Origin of the sequence: Streptosporangium sp. NPDC023963 (assembly GCF_040639135.1) — a bacterium.
Lineage (GTDB): Bacteria > Actinomycetota > Actinomycetes > Streptosporangiales > Streptosporangiaceae > Streptosporangium.
Genome location: NZ_JBEZZK010000018.1, coordinates 24,518 through 47,623, shown reverse-complemented (window position 1 = coordinate 47,623; position 23,106 = coordinate 24,518). Strand labels below are relative to the sequence as shown.

21 protein-coding genes are annotated in these 23,106 nt (G+C 70.3%); 13 read left to right on the top strand and 8 right to left on the bottom strand.

Annotated features, from left to right (window positions below):
- Positions 1–8: 8 nt before the first annotated feature.
- Positions 9–1,742, bottom strand: coding sequence for a pyruvate dehydrogenase (locus AB0F88_RS36470; protein WP_362695172.1), 1,734 nt, complete (start codon positions 1,740–1,742; stop codon positions 9–11).
- A 63-nt stretch (positions 1,743–1,805) separates the two neighbouring features.
- The gene (gene pcaD, locus AB0F88_RS36465; RefSeq protein ID WP_362695169.1) at positions 1,806–2,546 is read right to left on the bottom strand and encodes a 3-oxoadipate enol-lactonase; all 741 of its coding nucleotides are present in this window, start codon (positions 2,544–2,546) and stop codon (positions 1,806–1,808) included.
- Positions 2,547–2,701: 155 nt separating this feature from the next.
- On the opposite strand from pcaD, the gene AB0F88_RS36460 reads away from it, so the two are divergent.
- From AB0F88_RS36460 to AB0F88_RS36430, 7 genes are all read left to right on the top strand, one after another.
- Complete coding sequence (locus tag AB0F88_RS36460; RefSeq protein ID WP_362695166.1) at positions 2,702–3,514, top strand: class I SAM-dependent methyltransferase; 813 nt, start codon at positions 2,702–2,704, stop codon at positions 3,512–3,514.
- 262 nt (positions 3,515–3,776) lie between these two features.
- Positions 3,777–4,838 carry a YihY/virulence factor BrkB family protein gene (locus AB0F88_RS36455; RefSeq protein WP_362695163.1) on the top strand — a complete coding sequence of 354 codons (1,062 nt, stop codon included), beginning with the start codon at positions 3,777–3,779 and terminating at the stop codon, positions 4,836–4,838.
- 280 nt (positions 4,839–5,118) lie between these two features.
- Positions 5,119–6,504 (top strand): MFS transporter, encoded by a 1,386-nt coding sequence (locus tag AB0F88_RS36450; RefSeq protein ID WP_362695160.1) that lies wholly within the window; start codon positions 5,119–5,121, stop codon positions 6,502–6,504.
- A gap of 402 nt (positions 6,505–6,906) precedes the next feature.
- A complete protein-coding gene (locus AB0F88_RS36445; protein ID WP_362695157.1) occupies positions 6,907–9,207 on the top strand; it encodes a nitrate- and nitrite sensing domain-containing protein in 2,301 nt (766 codons plus the stop codon).
- Positions 9,188–9,613: a roadblock/LC7 domain-containing protein gene (locus tag AB0F88_RS36440; RefSeq protein ID WP_362695154.1), complete on the top strand. Its 426-nt coding sequence runs from the start codon at positions 9,188–9,190 to the stop codon at positions 9,611–9,613. Before AB0F88_RS36445 ends, AB0F88_RS36440 begins: the two co-directional genes overlap by 20 nt.
- Positions 9,610–9,960 carry a DUF742 domain-containing protein gene (locus AB0F88_RS36435; protein ID WP_362695151.1) on the top strand — a complete coding sequence of 117 codons (351 nt, stop codon included), beginning with the start codon at positions 9,610–9,612 and terminating at the stop codon, positions 9,958–9,960. Before AB0F88_RS36440 ends, AB0F88_RS36435 begins: the two co-directional genes overlap by 4 nt.
- On the top strand, positions 9,941–10,549 hold the full coding sequence (locus AB0F88_RS36430; RefSeq protein WP_362695148.1) for an ATP/GTP-binding protein: 609 nt from the start codon (positions 9,941–9,943) through the stop codon (positions 10,547–10,549). Before AB0F88_RS36435 ends, AB0F88_RS36430 begins: the two co-directional genes overlap by 20 nt.
- On the opposite strand, the gene AB0F88_RS36425 is transcribed toward AB0F88_RS36430, so the two are convergent.
- A complete protein-coding gene (locus AB0F88_RS36425) occupies positions 10,534–11,334 on the bottom strand; it encodes a helix-turn-helix domain-containing protein (protein WP_362695145.1) in 801 nt (266 codons plus the stop codon). The two genes, AB0F88_RS36430 and AB0F88_RS36425, sit on opposite strands and share 16 nt — an antisense overlap.
- 169 nt (positions 11,335–11,503) lie before the next feature.
- Between AB0F88_RS36425 and AB0F88_RS36420 the strand changes: the two genes are divergently transcribed.
- The 4 genes from AB0F88_RS36420 (at position 11,504) to AB0F88_RS36405 (ending at position 14,303) form a co-directional block, all read left to right on the top strand.
- Positions 11,504–12,739 carry an acyl-CoA dehydrogenase family protein gene (locus AB0F88_RS36420; RefSeq protein WP_362695142.1) on the top strand — a complete coding sequence of 412 codons (1,236 nt, stop codon included), beginning with the start codon at positions 11,504–11,506 and terminating at the stop codon, positions 12,737–12,739.
- Positions 12,736–13,593 carry an SDR family NAD(P)-dependent oxidoreductase gene (locus tag AB0F88_RS36415; protein ID WP_362695139.1) on the top strand — a complete coding sequence of 286 codons (858 nt, stop codon included), beginning with the start codon at positions 12,736–12,738 and terminating at the stop codon, positions 13,591–13,593. The genes AB0F88_RS36420 and AB0F88_RS36415 overlap by 4 nt, the downstream gene beginning before the upstream one ends.
- Positions 13,594–13,683: 90 nt before the next feature.
- The gene (locus AB0F88_RS36410) at positions 13,684–13,890 is read left to right on the top strand and encodes a hypothetical protein (protein WP_362695136.1); all 207 of its coding nucleotides are present in this window, start codon (positions 13,684–13,686) and stop codon (positions 13,888–13,890) included.
- Entirely contained in the window at positions 13,887–14,303 is a 417-nt protein-coding gene (locus AB0F88_RS36405) for a PIN domain-containing protein (RefSeq protein WP_362695133.1), read from the top strand. The genes AB0F88_RS36410 and AB0F88_RS36405 overlap by 4 nt, the downstream gene beginning before the upstream one ends.
- 125 nt (positions 14,304–14,428) lie before the next feature.
- Here AB0F88_RS36405 and AB0F88_RS36400 read toward each other — a convergent pair whose 3' ends face one another.
- From AB0F88_RS36400 to AB0F88_RS36390, 3 genes are all read right to left on the bottom strand, one after another.
- On the bottom strand, positions 14,429–15,751 hold the full coding sequence (locus AB0F88_RS36400) for a helix-turn-helix transcriptional regulator (protein ID WP_362695130.1): 1,323 nt from the start codon (positions 15,749–15,751) through the stop codon (positions 14,429–14,431).
- 664 nt (positions 15,752–16,415) lie between these two features.
- Entirely contained in the window at positions 16,416–16,631 is a 216-nt protein-coding gene (locus AB0F88_RS36395) for a ferredoxin (RefSeq protein WP_362695127.1), read from the bottom strand.
- A gap of 8 nt (positions 16,632–16,639) precedes the next feature.
- A complete protein-coding gene (locus AB0F88_RS36390; RefSeq protein WP_362695124.1) occupies positions 16,640–17,848 on the bottom strand; it encodes a cytochrome P450 in 1,209 nt (402 codons plus the stop codon).
- A 104-nt stretch (positions 17,849–17,952) separates the two neighbouring features.
- Here AB0F88_RS36390 and AB0F88_RS36385 point away from each other — a divergent pair, with 104 nt between their 5' ends.
- Both AB0F88_RS36385 and AB0F88_RS36380 read left to right on the top strand, forming a co-directional pair.
- Positions 17,953–18,573 carry a TetR/AcrR family transcriptional regulator gene (locus AB0F88_RS36385; RefSeq protein WP_362695121.1) on the top strand — a complete coding sequence of 207 codons (621 nt, stop codon included), beginning with the start codon at positions 17,953–17,955 and terminating at the stop codon, positions 18,571–18,573.
- A gap of 258 nt (positions 18,574–18,831) precedes the next feature.
- Positions 18,832–20,118, top strand: coding sequence for an MFS transporter (locus tag AB0F88_RS36380; protein ID WP_362695118.1), 1,287 nt, complete (start codon positions 18,832–18,834; stop codon positions 20,116–20,118).
- On the opposite strand, the gene AB0F88_RS36375 is transcribed toward AB0F88_RS36380, so the two are convergent.
- Both AB0F88_RS36375 and AB0F88_RS36370 read right to left on the bottom strand, forming a co-directional pair.
- Positions 20,115–21,521 carry a cellulose binding domain-containing protein gene (locus tag AB0F88_RS36375; protein ID WP_362695115.1) on the bottom strand — a complete coding sequence of 469 codons (1,407 nt, stop codon included), beginning with the start codon at positions 21,519–21,521 and terminating at the stop codon, positions 20,115–20,117. The two genes, AB0F88_RS36380 and AB0F88_RS36375, sit on opposite strands and share 4 nt — an antisense overlap.
- 39 nt (positions 21,522–21,560) lie before the next feature.
- Complete coding sequence (locus tag AB0F88_RS36370) at positions 21,561–22,856, bottom strand: beta-N-acetylhexosaminidase (protein ID WP_362695112.1); 1,296 nt, start codon at positions 22,854–22,856, stop codon at positions 21,561–21,563.
- Positions 22,857–23,106: the final 250 nt, after the last annotated feature.

The following is a 23,106-nucleotide window of genomic DNA, read 5'->3' as shown; positions in this document are numbered from 1 at the left end:
CGTGCGGTTCAGGGGCGCGGGATGCTCCGCAGGTTCGCCTTCGCCATCTCGATCATGCGCCCGACCCCGCCGTTGAGCACGATCTTGCCCGCGGCCAGGGCGAACCCCTTCACCTGCGCCCGGCTGATGTTCGGCGGCATGGCCAGCACGTCCGGGTCGGTGACCACGTCCAGGAGGAAGGGCCCGGGAGTGGCGAAGGCCGTGGCCAGGGCCTCCCGTACGTCCGCGGGACTCTCCACCCGCAACGATCCGATCCCGGCCGCGGCGGCGATCGCGGCGTAGTCGACGGGAGCGTGGTCGGTGCCGAAGTCGGGCATCCCGTCCACCATCATCTCCAGCTTCACCATGCCGAGCGAGGAGTTGTTGAACACCACCGTCTTCACCGGCAGGTCGTGCAGGCGGACGGTGAGAAGCTCCCCGAGGAGCATGCCGAGCCCGCCGTCCCCGGAGAGCGAGACGACCTGCCGGCGCCGGTCGGTGAACTGGGCGCCGACGGCGTGCGGGAGGGCGTTGGCCATGCTCCCGTGCCAGAACGAGCCGATCACCCGGCGGCGCCCGTTGGGGCTGAGGTAGCGGGCGGCCCAGACGGTGCACATCCCGGTGTCCACGGTGAACACCGCGTCGTCGGCGGCCAGCTCGTCGATCAGGTTCGCGACGTACTCGGGGTGGATCGGGAGGTGGTGCTCGATGTCGTGGGTGTACGCCTCCACGACGTTCTCCAGCGCCTTGAGGTGCTTGCCCAGCATCCTGTCGAGATGGCGGCGGTCCGTCTTCTGGGCGACATGGGGCAGCACCGCGCGGATCGTCGCGCCGACGTCGCCGTGCACGGCCAGCTCCAGCGGGGTCCTGCGGCCCAGCCGCGCCGCGTCGTGGTCGATCTGGACCGTACGCGCGCCCGGCAGGAAGTCGTCGTAGGGGAAGTCGGTCCCGGCCAGCACCACCAGGTCGGCCTCGTGCATCGCCTCGTGGCAGGCGCCGTACCCGAGCAGCCCGCTCATCCCCACGTCGTAGGGGTTGTCGTACTGGATCCACTCCTTGCCGCGCAGCGCGTGCCCGACCGGGGCCAGGGCGCGTCCGGCCAGCGCCATGACCTCGTCGCGGGCGTGGCGCGTCCCGGCGCCGCAGAACAGCATCACCTTCTCGGCGCGGTTCAGCGCCGCCGCCAGCTCGGCCACCTGGTCGGGGTGGGGGACGACCGTGCCGGTCCTGGTCAGGACGTCGTGCTCGCCGGTGGGGCGGGCGGCGGGCAGGTGCGCCACGTCGCCGGGAAGCACCACGACCGAGACGCCGCCGAGGCCGATCGCCTGCTGGACGGCGATATGGAGCACCCGGGGCATCTGCTCGGGAGTGCCGATCATGTCGCAGAAGTGGCTGCACTCCACGAACAGGCGCTCGGGGTGGGTCTCCTGGAAGAAGCCCGTGCCGATCTGCGAGGAGGGGATGTGCGAGGCCAGCGCGAGCACCGGGGCGCCGCTGCGGTGGGCGTCGTAGAGCCCCTGGACCAGGTGGGTGTTGCCGGGCCCGCAGCTGCCCGCGCAGACCGCCAGGCGCCCGGTGATCTGTGCCTCGGCCGCGGCGGCGAACGCCCCGGCCTCCTCGTTGCGCACGTGGACCCACTCGATGCCGCCGGCCTTCCTGACGGCGTCGACCACCGGGTTCAGGCTGTCGCCCACCACCCCGTAGATCCGTTCCACCCCTGCCTGGCGGAGAACCTCGATGAACTGCTCGGCAACGGTCGCCATGGTGCCCCCCCTGTTTCCGGCGTCACCGGGGTACCTCACCGTATTTCGCCGGATCACTCCGGATCACTCCTGGAGGAAGTGCCCGACGAGGTGCTCGGAGACCGCTTCCGGACGCTCGACGTTCGCCAGGTGGGCCGCTCCGGGCAGGACGACGAGCCGGGAGCCGGCGATCCCCTCGGCGATCCGTTCCGCGTGCTCGGGCGGCGTGGCGGGGTCGTCGGCCCCGGCGAGCACGAGCGTGGGCGCCGAGATCAGGGGCAGCTCGGCGCGGAGGTCCATCGCCCCGACGGCCTCGCAGCAGGCGGCGTACCCCTCGGCGGAGATGCCGCCGAGCATCGTCACGTACGGTTCCCGCCCGGTGAAGGCGGGGGTGAACCACCGGGACATGGCCGCCTCGGAGATCGACGCGGTGCCCGCCCCGCGGACCGCGCTCGCCCGCTCCGCCCAGGATTCGGGGGTGCCCAGCTTCGCCGAGGTGCACAGCAGCGCGAGCCGGTCGATCCGCTCGGGCGCGTGCGCGGCCAGCCACATGCCGACCATGCCGCCGAGCGAGAGCCCCGCGAAGGAGACCCGCGGCAGTTCCAGCAGGTCGAGGAGGTCCAGCACGTCACCGGCCAGGTCGGCGATCGAGCACCTCCCCGTCGCCGGGGACCGCCCGTGGCCCCGGTGGTCGAAGCGGACGACCCTGAAGTGCCCGGTCAGCGCCTCCATCTGCGGATCCCACATCTCCAGCGTGGTGCCCAGCGAGCCGGCCAGCACGACCGGCCGCCCGCCGGCGGGTCCTTCGATCTCGTGATACAGCATTGTTCACCTACCGCACATAAGTTCTTTATCCGGACATACTGTAGCCGGGAGGATACGTTCTCCAGAGAAGATGGCCAGGTCCGGCCGGAGGGCTGTCACTTTCCGTGGCGCCCTACCTACCATGCGGCGAGGTAACCGCTCATGGAAGGGTCCAGATGACCGGGCAGAACTCAGCGACCGCGTCCGACTACGTGTTCGACAACGACGGGGACCACTCGTCCGACCAGCACCGCTATCTCGCTCGGCTGCTGGATCCGCTGACCTTCGAGCGCCTCGCCCTGACCGGCGTCGGCGCCGGCTGGGACTGCCTGGAGGTCGGGGCCGGCGGGGGCAGCGTGGCCCTGTGGCTGGCCGAGCGGGTGGCGCCGGGCGGGCGCGTGCTGGCGACCGACATCAAGCCGGGCCTGATCCCGTCCAGGCCGGGGCTGACCGTGGCCCGCCACGACATCGTCACCGACCCGCTGCCGGAGGGCGCGTTCGACCTGATCCACGCCAGGCTCGTGCTCAGCCACCTGCCGCGGCGCCGCCAGGTCCTGCGACGCCTGTGGGCCGCGCTGCGGCCCGGTGGCTGGCTGCAACTCGACGAGATCGACATCACCCGCTGGGTGGCGCCGCCCACCCCCGGAGGGCGGGAGGGGGAGGTGTACGGGGCCTACGTCACGGCGATGGCCCGGGTGCTGAGCGAGGCCGGCAGCGATCCGACCTGGGGGGGCTCCGCCGCGCGGGACATGGCGGCGGCGGGTCTGGTCGACGTCGACCAGGCTCGCTGGACCGAGGTGTGGGAGCGCGGTTCCGCCGGGCTCGGCCTCCTGATCAGCAACAGCCACCACCTGGAGGACCGCCTGGTGGAGGCGGGGATGACCCTCGGGCAGCTCCGGGAGGTCCGGGAGGTCATGTCGGCTCCGGGTTTCAGCGCCCCCTCCTTCGAGATCCACTCGATCCTCGGCCGCAGGGCGGGCGACGACTGAGTGTCTCGCGGGACACGTGACGCGTGACGGCCGGGCGGGCGCCCGCGGGTCCGTGTCGCGGGCGTTCAGCGGGTCCGTGTCATGGTCGTCCCGCGGGTCCGTGTCACGGTCGGACGTCGCGTGATCCTGTGACGGCCGAGCGTCCCGTGGGCGGTGTGGCGGCCGGGTGTCACGCGGAACGCGTGACGGCAGGGGGCGGGGTGCGGACGAGGTGCCCCGGTTGTGGGTGGTAGGTGGGAAGGCCGGGGGTAGAGACCCTGGTATGACGGTCACGGGTCTCACCGCGCGTATCGCCAGAGCGTGGACGCGTGCTCGTCATCGCCACGGCTGGCTGGACCACCTGGTGCGCGCCGGAGTGCGCTACGACGAGGTGGACGCCGGACGGCTCTCCGCGGCGCTCACCTACTACTCCTTCTTCGCCGTGTTCGCGCTGGGGCTGCTCGGCTTCGCCGTCATCGGGCAGGTCCTCGACGACCCGCAGGTGGTGCACGCGGTCGAGGGTTACCTCTCGGAGAACTTCCCCCGTCTGGACGTACGGGCGCTGCAGAGCGCCAGGGCCACGGCCGGGGCGATCGCCTTCGTCGGCCTGCCGCTCACCGGCCTGTTCTGGATGGACGCCCTGCGCTCGGCGATCAGGGCCATCTGGCGGATCGAGGAGTATCCGGGCCGCTTCGTGATGCGTCAGGTCATCGACCTGGGGGTGATGGCCGGTCTGGGACTGCTGCTGTCCGCCTCGCTCGCGGTGGCCTTCGTCGCGGAGACGGTGCTGAACTGGTTGTTCCTGCACACGGTGGGCGTCGACGACACGTTGTCGCGGTGGCTGCTGTCGGCCGCCGCGTTCGTGATCGGGCTGGCCGTCAACACCCTGCTGGCGATCGCCCTGCTCTGCGCTCCGCCGCGTCTGCGGCTGTCGTCGCGCCGGGTCATCTGGCCCGCTCTGCTCATCACCGCGGGGCTGGAGGTTCTCAAGTCCCTGGGCCAGGTCTACCTGGAGATGACCGTGGGCAATCCCGCCTACCACGTCGTCGCCGGTGCCGTCGGGATGCTCGTCTTCCTCAAGATCCTCAACCAGCTGATCCTCTTCGCGGCGGCGCTCACCGCCACCGGCGAGGGCACCGTGATCGACCTGGCCGCCCGCCGTGCCCGCTCCGAGGCCGCGCGCGAGTCCGAGGCCGCGCATGAGTCCGAGGCCTTACGCGAGTCCGAGGCCGCGCATGAGTCCGAGGCCTTACGCGAGTCCGAGGCCGCGCATGAGTCCGAGGCCTTACGCGAGTCCGGGGCCGCACGTGACGCCGAGGCCGCGCGACTCCGAGGCCGTGCGTGAGGACTCCCCGGTCGCGAGGGACGGCTCCCGGTCCGCCGGTGCGGGCTCCCGGGGCGGGCCCGAGGTCCCCGCTCCGGACGTCCCGCGGGGTCCGGTGGGTGCTCCTTCCCCGCCCTCCCCGTCCGTCCCTCGCGACGGCCCGCAGGAGAACCCGGGCTCCGCGACACGCCGGATCCCACATCTCGTATTCCGGCCATTTACCGGCGCTGTGATCTGTGCCACCCTCCATAACAAAGCTCTAGAAGCGGATTCTAGATTTTGGCTACAGGAAGGCCGGCGCATGGTCGACACGCCCACCACCCCACGCCTGAAACTCGGAGCGCCTCGCAACGGAGAGGTCGACGCCGGGTCTCGCGCCCCCTACGGCTGGGCCCCCCTGGTCGTGCTCTTCATCGTCGGGCTGGTCGACCGCATCGAGTTCAACCTGCTGTCCGGAGTGCTGCCGCTCATCCAGGCCGAGTGGGGCTTCAGCGACACCGTCGCCGGTTCCATACCGACCGCCTCCGCCCTGGCGGCCGCGCTCGTCGCGCTGCCCGCCGGGTACTTCGCCGACCGGCGCAGCCGCACCCGGATCATCGCCGTCGTCGTCTTCTGCTGGGCCCTGGCCACGCTCGGCTCGGGGCTGGCCACCGGGTTCGCGATGTTCTACGCGATGCGCGTCTTCCTCGCCGCCGCGGAGAGCATCGACAATCCGGCCGCCGGCAGCCTCCTGGCCGACTACTACCCCCCGGCCACCCGTGCCCAGGCCTACGGCTGGACCCGGGTGACCGCCTACCTGGGAGGCATCGGCACGCTGCTCGGCGGCGTGCTTGCGGAGGCGTTCGGCTGGCGCAGCGCGTTCCTGATCATGGTCGTGCCGGGCGTGCTCACCGCACTCCTCGTGTGGCGGCTCCACGAGCCCGTCAGAGGCAACCTCGACCGGCTCGTCGCCGGCGCGGCTCCCGCCGGTCCCGGCACCGATCCCGGCCCCGTCCTCGACGCCGGTTCCGGCCTCGCCACCGCCGAGGCGCCCGCTCCCAAACCGCCGTTCGCCCGCCAGCTCCGCGAGGTCCTCACCATCCGCACCCTGCTCGCGGTCTCCATCGGCCTGATGCTGCTCAGCCTGGGTCTCGCCGGGATCTTCTACTGGCTGCCCTCGCTGCTGGTGCGCAACTTCGGCATCGGCCCCGCCGCCGCGGGTTCGCTGGGCGGTCTCATGACCATCGTCGGCGTGGTCTCGGGAACCCTGATCGGCTCGTGGCTCGGCCGGCGCTGGCACGGCACCCGCAAGGGCGGCAGGCTCCTGGCGGGCGGCGGGGGCATCACGGCGGGGTCGCTCGTCCTGGCCGTCGCGCTCACGATGGACTCCCTGGCCGCCTTCTGCGTCGTGCTCACGGCCTCCAGCGTGCTGACGTCGATGGCCATCCCCAACATGACCGCCTCGCTCGCCGACGTGATCGGCGCGGCCTCCCGCGGCCTCGGCTTCGCCGTCCTCCAGGTCCTCATCACCGCCGGCGCGGCGTTCGGGCCGCTGGTCGTCGGCATCGCCTCCGACGGCACCGGCTCCCTCATCTCCGCCATGTACGTCCTCATCGTGCCCATGGTGATCGGCGGCCTGCTCACCCTGTTCGCCCGCGGCTTCTTCGAGAGCGACGCGCGGCGGGTTCTCGAGGACGCCCGCCGCTGACCCCGGCCCGCCGGACCGGTCGCCCATCGCCGGATGGGCGACCGCCGACCGGCGGCGAATGGTGACGGAATGATGTCAATCCGTGGCGAGGGGCGAGGGTGCCCGTTCGCGAACGGCACCCGGTGTGAGCTGGGTGATTGCCGAAAACCCCGCTTTTTACAGGAAAGTGGTCACCCAGCTCACTGCGAACATTGATACCCAATATTCGCTCCGGTGGCTTGAAGCTCGATATGTCCCATGGGCATAGTGTGTCGAATCACACACGCACCAGTCGCGGCGTGCGACCGCGGGGCACTTCTCGCCCGCGGCTGTCGGCCACGCGCAGGAACCGCGGATTGGACAAGTCGAATGAGTTCCCCCCCTCCGATTCGCTGGAAGATCCTCCGGATCCTCCTCCTTCCCGTGCTCTCGTTGATCGTCCTGTGGGTGTTCATCGCCTACTCGACCATCGCGCAGGTCGCCGGCATCGCCCAGACACAGGACCGCTGGCAGGTGATCGGGGCGCCGATCCGGGAGCTGATCGTCGAGATCCAGCGGGAGCGCCAGTTCTCCGCCGACGCGGCGGGCGCCACCGCCCACAGCAGGGCGCTCACCGAGCAGCGGCGGGTCACGAACACCAAGCTGGACCTGGTGCGTCAGGCGATCACGTCCGCCGAGGCGTACGAGCCCGACAACGCCCCGACGGACGTGCGGGCGCTGCTGGCGGCCATGGACGGGCTCATCCAGGTGCGCACCTTCGCCGACAGCGGTGCGATCAAACCCATCCAGGTCACCGACGGCTACAACGAGTTCATCAGCGTCGCCAACCGGCAGTTCGGCGACTCCGACGCGATCGCCGAGGTGTCGTCCTTCCGCGTCGTCCGCGGCATGGGCGCCTACAGCACCGCCGGCGAGTACGCGAGCAGGGAGCACGCCGTGCTCACCGCCGCGATGAAGCGTGGCGAGATGACGCCCGCCGAGCACGCGGCCTTCGTCTCGGCGATGACCAGCCGGAGGAACCACCTGGCCTACGCGGAGCGGGACATGGGACCCGACCTGCGGGCGGGGTACGAGACGTTCGTCGAGAGTCCGGCCTACCTGCGATTCAAGGCCAACGAGGACCGGATCTTCTCCTGGAACCTCATCGGCAAGCCTCCGCTGGACGCCGCCGAGTGGAGGCGTGACGCCGAGGCCGTCATCGGCGCCGTCGCCAAGCAGAGCGTGCAGGAGCTGGCCCGCGCCGCGGCCAAGGGCGAGACGCTCAGAAACGACGCCTACCTGCGGGTCGCGCTGATCCTGGGACTGGGCCTGCTCGCGATCATCATCTCGATCATGGCCTCCTACCGGTTCGGCCGCTCCCTGATCTCCGAGCTGAAGCGGCTCCAGGCGTCGGCCGTGGAACTGGCCGAGGAGCGGCTGCCCCGGCTGGTCGAGCGGCTGCGCAGGGGCGAGGACGTGGACCCGGCGACCGAGGCCCCCGAGCTGGCCCCGGCGAAGACCGCCGAGGTCGACCGCGTCGTGCACGCCTTCTCCGCCGTGCGGCGGACCGCGGTGGAGGCCGCGGTCGGCCAGGCGACGCTCCGCAAGGGCGTCGGCCAGGTCTTCCTGAACCTCGCCTGGCGCAACCAGGCGCTGCTCCACCGCCAGCTCACGCTCCTCGACACGATGGAGCGCCGCGTCGAGGAGCCGGAGACCCTGGAGGGTCTCTTCAAGCTCGACCACCTGACCACCCGCATGCGGCGGCACGCGGAGAACCTGATCATCCTGTCCGACGCGGCCCCGGCCCGCAGGTGGCGCGACCCGGTGCCGATCTTCGACGTGGTGCGCAGCGCCGTGCTGGAGGTCGAGGACTACACCCGCGTCACCGTGCTCCCCATGCCGCAGGCGCCGCTGCTGGTCGGCGCCGCGGTCACCGACGTGATTCACCTGATCGCCGAGCTGGTGGAGAACGCCACCATCTTCTCGCCGCCGAACACCGTGGTGCACGTACGGAGCATGGTCGCGGCCAACGGCTTCGCGCTGGAGGTCGAGGACCGGGGACTGGGACTGAGCCGGGCCAACCTCGACGAGCTCAACGCCAAGCTCGCCGATCCGCCGGAGTTCGACCTGGCCGACAGCGACCGGCTCGGCCTGTTCGTCGTGGCCAGGCTCGCCGCCCGGCACGGGATCAAGGTCGTGCTGCGCCCCTCGCCGTACGACGGCACCACCGCGATCGTGCTGCTGCCGCAGAACCTGCTCGCCACCTGCGCGTCACTGGCCGCCGATGGCGTGCACCCGCGCCAGGGCGGCGCGCACGCGGGCGGGCCCGTCAGGGCGCTGAGCGCGACACCGGAGGAGTGGCCCAAGGTCCTCTCCGGCGCGCAGGAGGAGGTGACGGCCAACGCCTCCGAGACCACGCAGAGCTGGTTCCCCGCCCAGGAACGGCGCGAGACTCCCCCAGACCCGGCCCCCCCGACGCCCGTGCGGCGGGCCGTGTTCGTACCGGACCCCGACGACGACCTGGACGGGCTGCCGATGCGGGTACGGCAGGCTAATCTGGCCCCCCAGCTCCGCCAGACGCGTTCCCCCGAGAAGCGCGACATCAGCGCGCGAACTCCCGAGGAGCTCTCAAACCTCATGTCGTCCATGCAACGAGGCTGGCAGCAGGGCCGCAGCCAGGCCGAGCAGGAACTGGACGTGTGGAAGCGAAAGGATGGCCACTCCGATGCCCGACCCCAGATCTGAACTGAGCTGGTTGCTCGACGACCTGACCCAGCGGGTCACCGGTATCCGGCACGCCATCGTGCTGTCCGCCGACGGCCTGGCGATGGGCGGCTCCCGGGAGCTGACCCGTGAGGACGCCGAGCATCTGTCCGCCATCTCGGCGGGAAGCCACAGCCTCGCGCTGGGCGCGGGGCGGCACTTCGGCCTCGGCGGCGTGCGGCAGACCATCATCGAGATGGAGGGCGGTTTCCTGTTCGTCACCGCGGCGGGACAGGGGGCCAGGCTGGCCGTGCTGGCCGCGGGCGACGCCGAACTGGGCATGGTGACCTACGAGATGGCGCTGCTGGTCAAGCGCGTCGGCGAGCACCTGTCCGCGCAGCCGAGGGGAGCTGCTCCAGCGCCGGCCTGGAATGGTGCGAGGACGTGACGGGAGAGGATCCCGGGCCTCTGATCAGGCTCTTCGGGGTGACCGGCGGCAGGGCGCGACCGGTCGGGGAGAGCTTCGATCTGGTGGCCATCGTCACGACCGTCGAGATGCCCTTCGAGCCGATCGGGCTGGTGCCCGAGCATCTCGACGTGCTGTCCGCGTGCCGCAGGCCCACCCCCGTGGCGGACGTCGCCGCGCACCTCAAGCTGCCACTCAACATCACCCGCGTACTCCTCAGCGAACTGCGCCGCGAGGGCCTGGTCACCATCGACAGGCCCCGGCCGATGGGGAAGACGATCGACGAACGCATCTACAGGGAAGTGCTGCATGGAATACGCGGCCTCTGAGCCGGGGATGGCCCCGGTCGACAGCCCGGCCATGGCCATCAAGATCCTCGTCGCCGGCGGTTTCGGGGTCGGCAAGACGACCATGGTCGGCACGATCAGCGAGATCAGGCCCCTGCACACCGAGGAGCTGCTGAGCGAGCGCGGCATCTACGTGGACGACACCGCGGGCGTGGAGTCCAAGATCACTACAACCGTCGCGCTGGACTTCGGCCGGATCACCATCCGCGACGGGCTCTGGCTCTACCTGTTCGGCACCCCGGGCCAGGACAGGTTCTGGTTCATGTGGGACGAGCTGTCCGTCGGCGCCCTCGGCGCGGTCGTGCTCGCCGACACCCGCCGCCTGCAGGACTGCTTCCCCGCCGTGGACTACTTCGAGCAGCGCGGGCTCCCGTTCGTCGTGGCGGTCAACTGCTTCGACGGCGCGCGGCGGCACGACCCGATCAAGGTACGGCGGGCGCTGGGCCTGGACGGCGTGGCCCCGATCGTCCTGTGCGACGTGCGCAGGCGCGAGTCGGTCAAGGAGGTGCTGACCACGCTGGTCACCTACTCGGCGGGAGGTGCCTTCCAGGCGGCTCACGCGGGCGCCTGACGCCCGGGTCCGCAGCCTTCCCCACCGGGCCCGCTCTCTCCGCCGGGCCCGTTCTCCCCACCGAGCTCGGAGGTGCCGCGGGGGACCTCCCCGGCCCCGCCGTCGCGTTCCCCGTCCCGCTCGTCGCGCCTCCTGTCACGCTCTCCCAGGAGCCGCGCGGTCTCCTCGGAGACCTCGGTGGCCAGCACGGCCGACACGACGTCGATCAGGTGGCTGGTGAAGAGCCGGTCGTCCTTGCCCTCGGGCCCGGCGGCGCGGCGGGCCAGCTCCACGTACGTGACCCGGATCGCCATGAAGCGCTGGTGCAGCCGGCGCAGGGCGACCTCGGACAGCAGCGGGGCCACGAGCTCGCGCCAGCGGTCGATGCTCTGCCCCGGATCGGACCGCGTGCTCCGTAGGGCGGGAAGGGGCGTGCGCCGGACGAGCTGCTCCATGATCCTCAGGTAGTACCGGCCGCCGTCGGGGTCGGCCAGCTTGGCGGCCATCGGCCGGACCAGCGCGGCGGCGAGGGTGCGGCGGGCCTCGGTCTCCGGCAGGTCGCCCCGGGACTCGTACTCGTCGAGCAGCTGGTGGCGGCGCGCCTCGATCTCGGGATGGTGCTTGGCGAGCACCGCGCCCAGCAGGCCCGCGCGGTCCCCGAAGTGGTACTGCAGCGCCGTCGAGTTGCGCTGCCCGGCGGCGCCGTTGATCTCGCGGAGTGACACGCCGTCGATCCCGCGCTCGGCGAACAGCCGCTCGGCCGCCGCGACCAGGCGCCTGCCGGTCGCTTCCGGGTTAGGGGGCATGCCGCGCTCCTGCCTTGCCGGTGCCTTGTCGATGAACGTACCGGTCGCTAGGGTATTAATGCATGTGTATCAAATCATGAAGCAGTCGCATCAAGGTCGCGGCACACAGCGGGGAGTCCCCGCCCGGCGGCCCTTTGGACCTGTCAGCCGCCGCTAAGGGGAGGACTCCATGGCCATCGACTTCACCCTCGCCCCCGAGCACGAGGAGATCCGCCGCCGCGTGCGGGCCTTCGTGCGGGAGACCATCATCCCGGCCGTCAGCGGCTTCGATGACGAGGAGAAGGTCACCGCGCGCGACGAGTACGTCCGCGTCATCTTCGACCTGCGTGAGAAGGCGCAGGCCGAGGGACTGTGGCTGCCGCACATGCCCAAGGAGTGGGGCGGCATGGGCCTCGGTCACGTCGAGCTGGCCATGGTGCAGTCCGAGGCGGCCAAGACCCGGCTCGGGCCGTGGGTCCTCAACTGCTCGGCGCCCGACGAGGGCAACATGCACACGCTGCTGCACTGGGGGACCGACGAGCAGAAGGAGAAATACCTCAAACCGCTGCTCAAGGGCCACAGGATGTCGTGCTTCGCGATGACCGAGCCGGAGGTGGCCGGCTCCGATCCCACGCTCATCCGCACCCACGCCGTCAAGGACGGCGAGGAGTGGGTCATCAACGGCCACAAGTGGTTCATCTCCAACGCCCGCCGGTCGAGCTTCGCCATCCTCATCGCCAAGACCGAGCTCGACGTGCCCGAGGGCTCGCGCGGCGGCAACACGGCCTTCCTCGTCGACCTTCCGCAGGAGGGATGGAACGACGTCCGCGAGGTCGAGACGATGCACGGCTCCACCGGCCACAGCGAGATCGTCATCACCGACCTGAGGGTGCACGACAGCCAGATCCTCGGCGGGCGCGGCAACGGCCACCGGCTCGGCCAGTACCGGCTGGGCCCGGCACGGCTGGCGCACTGCATGCGCTGGATCTCCCAGGCCGAGACGGCGCTCGACATGATGGTCGACCGCGCGCTCAACCGCTACAGCCACGGGTCGCTGCTGGCCGAGAAACAGGGCATCCAGTGGCTGATCGCCGACTCGGCCATGGAGCTGTACCAGTGCAAGCTGATGGTCCTGCACGCCGCCTCGAAGATCGACAAGGGTGAGGACTTCCGGACCGAGGTCTCGATGTCGAAGCACTTCGTGGCCAACAGCCTCAACCGGATCGTCGACCGGGCGATCCAGGTGCACGGCGCGCTCGGCTACTCGACCGACACCCCGCTGGCCAAGATGCTCCAGCACGCCCGCTGGGCCCGCTTCGCGGACGGGGCCGACGAGATCCACCAGATGCGCATCGCCGAGCGTACGATCGCGGCGTACCGGAGCACGGGCTCGACCAACGCCGCCACCGGAGGGTTGCCACTGTGAGTACGGAGAAGACGGGCGGGTTCACCGCGGAGAGCGGCGGGGGCGGGTTGCTCAGCGGGCTGGGCGCGAGGAGCCCGGAGATCTCGGCGGAGACGTTCAACGTGGTCCGCGGCGACGACCTGGAGGGCAGGGTCGCCCTCGTCACCGGCGGCGGCAACGGCATCGGCGCGGGCGTGGCCCGGCGGCTGGCCGAGGGCGGGGCCCGCCTCGTCCTCGCCGACATCGACGACGTCGCGGGCGGGAAGCTCGCGGACGAGCTGGGCGCGACGTACGTCCACTGCGACGTGTCCCGGCTGGAGGACAACGAGGCGGCGGTGGCGACCGCGGTCGAGCGGTACGGCAGGCTCGACCTCGCCTTCCTCAACGCGGGCATCGCCACGGGCTTCGGGCTGGGAGAGGACTTCGACGTCCGGCGCTACCGCCAGGCGATGGGCGTCAACCTCGACGGTGTCGTCTTCGGGGTGCACGCCGCGATCCCGGCCCTGCGCGCGGCGGGCGGTGGCACGATCGTGGCGACCGCGAGCATGGCGGGCATCGTCGGCATCCCGTCCGACCCCGTCTACGCCGCCAACAAGCACGCCGTCGTCGGCCTCGTCCGCTCGCTCGGTGAGGACCTCCGGCCGCAGGGGATCAAGGTGCAGGGCCTGTGCCCGTCGTTCGCCGACACCGCGATCCTCGGCGAGGGCAAGGCGGTGCTGGAGCAACTCGGCTTCCCGATCCTGGACGTCTCGTCCGTCGTCGACACGTTCGTCCGGCTGCTCGACAGCGACGGCACCGGCGAGTGCTGGTTCGTGATCCCGGGCCGCGAGAGCGAGCCCTTCACCTTCCGCCGCGTCCCCGGCCCGCGAACCTGAGTCTGTTCCGTATCGGGCGAACGCCGAACTCGCGATTCGCGTCGCAGCTCGGCCGCGTGTGTTCCGATGGTGTCTGGTTACACTCGACACATGAGCGTGATGCGTGAGGAGCTTCACCATCTGGTGGACCGCCTGCCCGAGGAGAAGGTGGCACCACTGCTACGCCTTGTCCGAGACCAGTTCGACGAACAGCCCGTCGTCCGTGATCTGCCATTCATCGGAACGCTCGAGGCCGAGCCGGATTTCGCGGAACGCTCTGAAGAGATCTTGCACTCGGAGGACAATCACTCTTCGTGATTGTCATTGATTCAGGGCCTTTGGTCGCAGCGGTCAATATCCGGGACAACCATCACGAACTCTGCGCCGGGCTTTTGCGGACTCATCCGGGTCCGCTTCTCGTTCCCGCCACAGTTGTCACGGAAGTCTGCCAACTCATCGAGAAGCGCCAAGGAAGCAAAGCGGAAGCGGCTTTTCTGCGATCTTTTCAATCTGGCCTGGTTCTGATCGACCTCCTCGATGAGGATTTGGATCGAATGAGTGATTTGGTGGAAATGTACGCCAATCTCCCATTAGGTGCGGCTGATGCCTCAGTGATCGCGGTCGCTGAGAGGCTTGAGCTGGCCGAGGTTGCCACACTCGATCGTCGTCATTTCACCGTCGTACGTCCCCGGCACGTAAACGCGTTCACCCTCTTGCCCGAGCGGCTCTGAGTACGGAACTGAAGGATCATCGCCAGCGGCATCCGGACGGATCGGCTATCGAGGAACCGTTTTGTGGCCCTCGGAAGGGTGATGAGACCTGATCCGTTGCCTTTGCGTGGATATTCTCCGGCGCGTCAACCCGGGCGGTCGCCTGTCGTGAGGGCGTGGAGTTCGCGGGCGGCGGGCAGGGTTCGGGCCCGCTCGGGGAGGGCGGCCACGACCTCCCGCATGATCTTGCGTCTGGCGATCGTGGTGGGAAGGGCGGTCGCGAGGTCGAGAGCGTGGCCGAGCCCTTCGGTCACATCGCGATCCTGGACCAGCCCCCATGCCTGGATGAGGCCGATGTTGGCCCTTCCCCCGGCCTTCTCGCGCGGACACGAGGCGAGAGCCTGCTCCAGCATCGGCATCGCCGACTTCCCGTCTCCCAGCTTGGTGAGCACGAAGGCCTCGGCGTACTGCGCGCTGTCCAGAGGCAGGCCCCACACGGAGATGGGGTCATCGGTCACGGAGGTGGGAAGGCGGTCGTACACGCCCCTGAAATCGTCGAGGACCTCGCGGGCGGAGGCTACCTGCCCAGCCTCGGCGAGAATGCGGCTGCGTGTTTTCAGTGCCTCCGTCAGGCCGAGGCATGGACGGCCGTCGGCGAGATGCACGGCCTCCTCGATCAGGGTGCCCGCGGCCGGTCCGAGACGACGCAGGTAGAACGACTGGGTGGCCTCTTCCGCGCGTATCCACACGCTCAGCTCACGGTCGCCGGAGGCGTCGGCGGCCGACCGAGCGGCACGCCACGAACGCCAGCACGCGCGGGCGCTGGAGGTCTCAGCCAGTTCAAGGGCCAGGAACGCGGCCAGCTGGGCGTAGACGCGCAGCAGGGTGGTGTGCTCGGCCGGGGCCTGAGCGCGCGTCAGAGCCTGTTCCAGGTTGCGGATGTCGCCTGTCAGGTCGGCGAATCTGGACCCCGGCGGCTCCGTCCACACGCCCTGCGCGTAGTCCCACGCGATCTGTTCCCAGTCGCTCACGCCGTTCTCGGCCGCGTGATCCGTGGTCCGCCCCAGGCCCGCGTGCAGAGCGTCCACGGCGGAAGCGGGGATGCCGGAACCGGCACCCATCATCATCAGGAGTTGGAGAAGGGTACGGCGCTCCACATCATCCTCATTACATCCTGAGGTGCTGGTTTTTTCGTTACTTACCCGGAATCGGGCGAGTTCCACGACGAGAGCGTGAAGCTCTGCGATCTGCCCGTTCGCCTCCAGCGCCGTGTCGATCGCCCGAGCGCTGGAGATGTCCATTCGCGAGGCGGCGCGTTCCCAGGCGGAGATCATCGTGTGGTCCACGTGGACCATTTCGGCGAGGCCGCGCTGCGAAAAATGAGCATTTTCCCGCCAATGGCGAATAGTGCTGCCAAGCAGGTGCCAAGGGGAATCAGCGGGATTAACCGGCTGGGGCGTACGTGGCATTCCGTACTCCGGGGTTGGGGAGGTTGGGGGGTGCGCGTCTTCCCCCAACAAACCTCTTGGATATCTCGTCGGCCGATTCCACCATTACACGGACGCGGTGAAAAGCCTCGTGAAACGGCGGAGCCCGCCACGGCATCGCACGCCGGGACGGGCCCCTTGATCGGATGGAGGTCCGATCCATGGACGATGGTAAATCAACGACACCCGAGCCGGTGATTTCGGGCTGGCGGGTCATTCTCAGTGACAGGGGGCGGCACCGTGACGGCATGGTCCCCGCCCTCGTTCCTCGCCGCTCCTGGGATCGGCGGGCACGCGCGGACGCGGAGCGACTGGATCGAGAGTGGAAGGACTGGGCCGTCTTCTACGGCACGCACTCGCGCCTGTTCTACGCGATCGCGGCCTGGCCCGTGGCCGGACCGGTGACCCTCCAGGCTTCCACCGCCGACGATCTCGAAGCCCAGATGTACGGAGTCGCCATGGCCTCGGCCAGATCCGTCCATTTCTGGGCCGAGGAGTGGGGCACGACCACCCAGTCCTTCATCGCCCTGCCCCGCCCTCCGGCAGCACGGCGATCAGGCCAGCCGTCCTGGCGGTACCGATCAAGGCCGGATGCGGGGTGCCGAAGCCGGCCCGGCCGGCCACGACGGGCTGACCGGGCAAAGCACTACCGGGCTGGGGAGGCGTCCGGATCGCTCACCGAGATGGCGCCCGAGGGGCACAGGTGCCCGGCCCGGCGGGCGGCGGCGTGCAGCTCGGGCGGGGGCGTCTCGTCGAGGAGCACGACGGTGCCCTCGTCCTCGCTCTGGTCGAAGACCTCCGGCGCGGTGAGCACGCACATGCCCGCTCCGATGCACCGCGCCACGTCCGTGGTGACCTTCATGTCCCCTCCTACCATCTGACCGGCAGCTCCTGTACACCGTAGATGGACATCGTGTCCCGCATCGGGACCTTGTCCGCCGGTACGGCGAGGCGCAGGTCGGGGAAGCGGTCGAACAGCATCGGGAACGCGGTGCGCATCTCCACGCGGGCGAGTTGCTGGCCGAGGCACTGGTGCAGCCCGTGCCCGAACGTCAGGTGCCCGGTCGCGGGGTTCGTGATGTCCAGGTGGTCGGGGTCGGAGAAGCGCGCGGGGTCGCGGTTTGCGGCCAGGAGCGAGAGGGTCACCGGGTCTCCGGCCCTGATGAGCTGCCCCTCCACCTCGACGTCCTCCAGGGCCGCGCGGAGCGGGCCGACGTGGATGATCCCAAGGTAGCGCAGCAGCTCCTCGACCGTGTTGTCGATCAGCGAGGGGTCGGCGCGCAGCGCGGCGAGCTGGTCGGGGTGCTGGAGCAGGGCGAACGTGCCGAGGCCGAGCATGTTCGCCGTCGTCTCGTGCCCGGCGGCGAGCAGCAGGAACCCGATGTTGCTCAGCTCCTGGTCGGTCAGGTCGCCGCTCGTGATCAACCCGCTGAGCAGGTCGTCGGCCGGGTCGGCCCGCTTGGCCTCGATGAGCCTCAGGAAGAACGCGCCGAAGCGGACGATCGTCGCGCGGATGTCCTCGACGGAGGACTCCAGGTTCAGCAGCACCGCGGTGGACCGCTGGAACTCGTCGCGGTCGGCGTACGGGACGCCGAGCAGCTCGCAGATCACCAGCGAGGGGATGGGCAGCGCGAACTCCCGCACCAGGTCCTGGGGAGGCCCGGCCTTCTCCATCGCGGCGAGCCGCTCCTCGGTGATCTCCTGGATCCTGGGTTCCAGCTGCTTCATCCGCCGCACCGTGAACTGGGCGGTGAGCGGCTTGCGGTAGCGGGTGTGGTCGGGCGGGTCCATCCGGATGAACAGGCCGGGGTCGGCAGGGCGGCGCATCTCCTGCATCAGCGGGAAGGGCACCGGGACGTTCAGCAGCTCGCGCCGGGAGCTGAACCGGGGGTCGGCCAGGATCGCCCGTACGGCGGAGTAGCCGGTCACCAGCCAGCCCGTCGTGCCGTCCGGGTAGGTCATCGGGGCGACGGGCCGCTCCTCGCGCAGCGAGGCCAGGCGCTCGGGCGGTTCGAAGGGGCTGGGACGTCCGAAGGGGAAGGTGACCGCTTCCGGGTGGGCCGGGTGGGACTGTGCCATCTCGCGCTCCTCTACAGTGATGCGCTTCGTCCCATCCAGAAAACTACATCAGGTGCAAAATTACAATAGGTGCAAAGTATGCTCAGATGCATTAAGCTGCCCGCATGAGTGAGGTTCCGGGACTGCGCGAACGCAAGAAGATCCGCACCCGGCAAGCGCTCATCGCCGCCGCGCTGGAGCTCTTCATGGAGAAGGGCTACGAGCAGACCACCGTCTCGGAGATCGCCGCGGCCGCCGACGTCTCGACGCGCACCTTCTTCAGCTATTTCGCGAGCAAGGAAGACGTGATCTTCTACAACACGCGCGACGGCATCGATCGCGTGCTGCGGGTGGTCGCGGAGCCCCGTCCGGACGACCGGGCGATCGACCTGCTGACCCGTGCCGTCACCTCCGTCTTCTCCGAGCTCGTCCTCGACGGGCAACTGCAGAGAGAGATAGGCCCGGTCAACTACCTCGTCATGACCGTCCCCTCGTTGCGGGCGCGTAGCCTGCTGCTCCTCTTCGAGGGCCAGCGGGAGCTCGCCGAGGCCCTGCACCGGGCGTGCCCGGAGGAGCTGAGCCTCGTCGAGGCGTCGGCGGCCGTCGGCGCGGTGATCGGCGGCGGCAAGCTCGCCGCCTTCGTCAGCATGAGCAACGGCGCCTCACCGGAGGAGATGTTGGACGCCGGTCGCCAGGCCACCGAGTTCGCCCTGTCGGCCCTTCGCGCCGCCTCGCGGGTGTCCTGACCTCGTCCTGGCTGTCCTTCGCGCCTGCCTCGCGGGTGTCCTGACCTCGTCCTGGCTGTCCTTCGCGCCGCCTCGCGGGTGTCCTGACCTCGCTCCGCAGGCCCTCCGAGCCGTCTCCCCTCGCTGTCCCGGCCTCGCCCTTCTCCCCTTCTCCCCGCGCCGCGTACGGCCACGCCGATCCATAGCTCTCCATACCTCGGACCGGCGGGTCTCTCCGGTATGTCGCCGGCGGTGCTTTCGCGTCTACGCTGACGTGACATGGCGACGTCCCCTCCCCCCGGGGTCCTGTTGAGAGAGAGGCGCTTCGTCCTGCTCGCCTCGGCTCGGACGATCTCCGTGCTGGGGGACGGTTTCGCCCGGGTGGCCCTGGCGTTCGGCGTGCTCGCGATCCCCGGGAGCACGCCCGCGCAGCTGTCGCTGGTGCTGGCCTGCCAGGCCGTGCCGCAGCTGCTGCTCATCCTCGTCGGCGGCGTGCTGGCCGACCGGTTCTCCCGGTCAGGCCTGATGGTGATCGCCGACGTTCTGGGCACCGCCGCGTACGGCGGGCTGGCGGCGATGCTCCTGACCGGCGACGCGCCGATCCCGGCGGTGGCGCTGCTGGCGACCCTGGCGGGGGTGGCCACCGCCCTGTTCGTACCGGCGATGAACGGCGTGGTGCCGGAGGTCGTGCCCCGGGAGCGGCTGCAGGAGGCCAACGCCCTGCTCGGGGTCGCGAGGAACGGCGCCATGGTGCTGGGGCTGGCGCTGTCCGGTGTCGCCGTCGCCCTGGTCGGCGCCGGGTGGGCCTTGGCGCTCAACGCCGTCTCCTTCCTCGCCAGCGCCGCGCTGATCCGCGCCATGCGCCTGCCCCACCGCCTCAGGGTCTCCATGGGATCCGGCTGGTCCGACCTGCGGCACGGCTGGCGGGAGTTCGCCTCACGCCAGTGGCTGTGGGTGGTGGTGCTCCAGTACGCCTTCGTCGTCGCCGCCGTCGGGGCCAACATCAGCGTGCTCGGTCCCCTGATCGCCGAGCGGGACCTGGACGGAGCGAGCTCCTGGGCGCTGATCGTCACCGCCCAGGCGCTGGGAACCGTCGCGGGCGCGGGCCTCGCCGCGCGCCTGCGGCCCCGGCGCCCCATGCTCCTCGCGGTGCTGGCCACCTTTCCCACGGCGCTGCCGATGGTGCTCCTCGGAGCCGGGGCGCCGCTGTGGACGATCGCGGTCGCGATGTTCGCCGCCGGGGTGGCCGGGGACGTGTTCGGCGTGCTGTGGACCACCACCATGCAGCGTGAGGTGCCTCCCGACGTGCTCTCCCGCGTCAGCTCCTACGACTGGTTCGGGTCCCTGGCGCTGGCACCCCTCGGCATCCTCGTCGCCGGTCCCGTCGCCGCCGCCGTCGGTCCCGGCACCGCCCTTCTCGGCTGCTCCGCTCTCGTCGTGGTCGCCACGCTCGCGGCGCTGCTCTCCCCCCAGGTCCGCACTCTCCGGGCGCCGGGCACCGAGGAAGACGTACGGCCCGCGTCCGGGGAGACCGCGGGCCGTACTCGCACTCAGGAGGGCGGTTAGGGGTTGGGGACGGTGTCGACCCAGGTGGTCGAGGCGGAGCGGTAGCCGTTGACGCGGCTCAGAACGGTGGCGGGGGCGACGACCTCGTTCTTGGAGTGGTAGAACCAGTCGATCTGCTGGATGTAGTCACGCGAGGTCGAGCTGCCGACCAGGCCGCCGCTGATGAACCAGAGGTTGAAGTTCACCGACTGCACGGTCTCCGGGTAGTAGTCGCCGCCGTGCTCGGCGAAGAGGGCGCCGTCGATGTAGTACCTGATCTGGCCGCCGGAGACCTGGAGGACCAGGTCGTGCCAGCCCGCGTAGCTCTGCCTGACCTCGGTGTGCACGTTCACCGCCTGCCAGGGCTCGTTGCGGTAGGTCTCCCACGACGTGGCGTACATGATGTTGGCGGGCTCGCCCCAGCCGCCGTTGGGCAGATACTCGAAGTCCTGCTCGCTGTAATCGGGGTCCATGTCGGCGGCGAGGGGGGTGATCGTGAAGAAGGTCTGCACGATGTGGTCCCCGTCGGGACCGCTGACCGGGGTGTCGGAGAACTTCACCCGGGCCGCGTAGGTGCCCTCCAGGAACTTGCGCTGGTGCAGCACCTCCGACTGCTGGGTGCCCGAGGCGGTGCCGTCGGTGACGGCCTTGAGCTGCAGCGCCTTGTTCGTCCCGGAGACCGTCGGGAAGGTCACGTTCTGCTTGGGCCAGCTCGCGCCGGGCACGCCGGGGCCGCCGGTGTTGGTGCGCACGGTCCAGTTGTGCGCGGAGATGTTGGGGTCGTCGGCGTTGCTGTACGCGAAGTCGTCGAACACCACCCCGCTGCCCCCGGGAGGGTTCGTGATCGTCGGGGTGGGCGTCGGGGTCGGGTCGCCGCCACCGCCCGAGGGCGAGGTGCCCCAGACCAGGGCGCCGTTCTGGTAGACGGTCACCTTGGTCCAGTCGCCGTACGTCGTGCGGGCCGGGCCGAAGGAGTAGTCGTCGCTCTGGGTCAGCCGCTGCCAGTCGGCGCGGTGGAAACGCAGCTGCAGGTCACCGGTCTGCGCCCCGACCGCGAGGTTCCCCGAGGTGAAGCCCACCTCCAGGTAGCGGTCGGCGGTGGCCGTACCGGGGGAGAGCGTGCCGAAGGTCCCGGTGACCGTGGAGCAGGAGACCACCGCCCACGAGCACGCGAAACGGTACTGCGGCGATCCGGCGTCCGCCTTGAAGTAGTAGCGGATCTTCACGCCGCTCAGCGGCACGGCCGAGGTGCCGCCGTTGACCAGGTTGAACCACGGCTCGACCTGGTCGGCGGTCGCTCCGGTGGCGCTCGTCTTGTACTGGAGCCTGAGGGACTGCTGGGCGCTGGCCGGGTTGGCCGCGACGCCCACCATCGCGAGCAGCATGGCGGACACGAGTCCGCCGAGTAACAGCTTTCTGCGCACTTTCTTTCCTTTCCTGGGTGCTTGCCGGGATGTGCGGATCTAGGGGATGAGCGGGCCGCCGCGGACGCCCTGGGCGCTGAGCCGGGCGAGGTGCGGGCCGAGCCGCCGCAGGAAGTCGGGGTAGTCGCCGGGCGAGCCCCAGGCGACCTCGGCGAAGGCGCACATCCTGGGCAGGGCCATGAACTCGACCCGTTCGGGCGTGGGCATGTACTCGGTCCACAGCTGGCACTGCACGCCCCGCGCGGCCGGGTCGGGCGCGAACGCGTAGGTGTCGGCCAGGGTGAGGACGCTCTCCTGGACGGTCGGCCGGTCCGGATCGGCCGGCTGGTCGTCGAAGGGCGCGGCAGAGGGGCGGTAGTCGAAGTAGGTCCGCGTGTGCGGCGCCAGGATGATGTCGTTGCCGCCGCGCTCGGCCTGCTCGTCGCGCCAGACCATGACGGTCGTGCCGGGGGTGGGCTCGCGCTCGGGCTCGTCCCAGCAGACCAGCTTGCGCGAGTGTTTCTCCAGGTGCGCGGCCATCCGGCCGATGAACCAGGCGCACGCGTCCCGGGGGCCCGCCAGCCCCAGCTCCGCCAGCCTCTCCCGCGCCCGCGGACCGCGCTCCCACTCGACGGTGGGGCACTCGTCGCCGCCGACGTGCACGTACGGGCTCGGGAAGAGCTCGCAGACCTCGTCGAGCACGTCCTGGCAGAAGCGGATCGTGGACTCCTCGAGGTTGAGGACGTGCTCGCTGATCCCCCACTCCTGCCAGACCTCCACCGCGCGGGACGGGTCGTTGCCCAGGTGCGGGTAGGCGGCGATGGCGGCCTGCGCGTGGCCGGGCATCTCGATCTCGGGCACCACGGTGACGAAGCGCTCCGCCGCGTACGCGACGATCTCCCGTACGTCCTGACGCGTGTAGAAGCCGCCGCGTCGCGCGCCGACCTCGGTGAGCAGGGGGTAGCGCTCGATCTCCAGGCGCCATCCCTGGTCGTCGGTGAGGTGCAGGTGCAGCACGTTGAGCTTGTGCTCGGCGAGCAGGTCGACGAGGCGCAGGATGAACGCCTTGGGCATGAAGTGCCGGGCGACGTCCAGCATCACCCCGCGCCAGGCGAATTTCGGCCGGTCCTCGATCGTCCCGTACGGGATCAGCGGCCCCAGCTGGGAGAGGGTCCGCGTGCCGTAGAAGCGGCCGGCCGGGCCGCCGGCGGTGAGCTCGACGCCGGAGGGGGAGACGTCGAGGCGGTAGCCCTCCTCGTCGAGGGACGGGTCGTCGGGCATCAGCCGCAGGAGGTCCCGCCGGAACGCGACGGAGCCTCCGTCGACGGCCACTTCCCGTGGCCTCGGAATGATCACGTTGGTCTTCCCTTCGCGGCGTCCCGGGAGGGCACGCCTGTGGACGGTGGGAGGGAGGGCATGGCTGTGAGGGGGGCGTGGGTTGAGGGGACCATGGCTGTGGGAGGGGCATGGCTGTGGGAGGGCATGGCGGCAGGAAGGCGTGGCGGTGGGAGGGCATGGCGGCAGGAAGGCGTGGCGGTGGGAGAGCGTGGCGGGGAGTAAGACGTGGCGGTGGGAGAGCGTGGCGGTGAGGGAGCGTGGCGGGGAG

What these genes read in the sequence shown, in the direction of transcription:
- AB0F88_RS36470 (WP_362695172.1), bottom strand. Translation starts at nt 1,742, where the DNA reads ATGGCGACCGTTGCCGAGCAGTTCATCGAGGTTCTCCGCCAGGCAGGG.
- pcaD (WP_362695169.1), bottom strand. Translation starts at nt 2,546, where the DNA reads ATGCTGTATCACGAGATCGAAGGACCCGCCGGCGGGCGGCCGGTCGTG.
- AB0F88_RS36460 (WP_362695166.1), top strand. Translation starts at nt 2,702, where the DNA reads ATGACCGGGCAGAACTCAGCGACCGCGTCCGACTACGTGTTCGACAAC.
- AB0F88_RS36455 (WP_362695163.1), top strand. Translation starts at nt 3,777, where the DNA reads ATGACGGTCACGGGTCTCACCGCGCGTATCGCCAGAGCGTGGACGCGT.
- AB0F88_RS36450 (WP_362695160.1), top strand. Translation starts at nt 5,119, where the DNA reads ATGGTCGACACGCCCACCACCCCACGCCTGAAACTCGGAGCGCCTCGC.
- AB0F88_RS36440 (WP_362695154.1), top strand. Translation starts at nt 9,188, where the DNA reads ATGCCCGACCCCAGATCTGAACTGAGCTGGTTGCTCGACGACCTGACC.
- AB0F88_RS36430 (WP_362695148.1), top strand. Translation starts at nt 9,941, where the DNA reads ATGGAATACGCGGCCTCTGAGCCGGGGATGGCCCCGGTCGACAGCCCG.
- AB0F88_RS36425 (WP_362695145.1), bottom strand. Translation starts at nt 11,334, where the DNA reads ATGCCCCCTAACCCGGAAGCGACCGGCAGGCGCCTGGTCGCGGCGGCC.
- AB0F88_RS36420 (WP_362695142.1), top strand. Translation starts at nt 11,504, where the DNA reads ATGGCCATCGACTTCACCCTCGCCCCCGAGCACGAGGAGATCCGCCGC.
- AB0F88_RS36410 (WP_362695136.1), top strand. Translation starts at nt 13,684, where the DNA reads ATGAGCGTGATGCGTGAGGAGCTTCACCATCTGGTGGACCGCCTGCCC.
- AB0F88_RS36400 (WP_362695130.1), bottom strand. Translation starts at nt 15,751, where the DNA reads ATGCCACGTACGCCCCAGCCGGTTAATCCCGCTGATTCCCCTTGGCAC.
- AB0F88_RS36395 (WP_362695127.1), bottom strand. Translation starts at nt 16,631, where the DNA reads ATGAAGGTCACCACGGACGTGGCGCGGTGCATCGGAGCGGGCATGTGC.
- AB0F88_RS36390 (WP_362695124.1), bottom strand. Translation starts at nt 17,848, where the DNA reads ATGGCACAGTCCCACCCGGCCCACCCGGAAGCGGTCACCTTCCCCTTC.
- AB0F88_RS36385 (WP_362695121.1), top strand. Translation starts at nt 17,953, where the DNA reads ATGAGTGAGGTTCCGGGACTGCGCGAACGCAAGAAGATCCGCACCCGG.
- AB0F88_RS36380 (WP_362695118.1), top strand. Translation starts at nt 18,832, where the DNA reads ATGGCGACGTCCCCTCCCCCCGGGGTCCTGTTGAGAGAGAGGCGCTTC.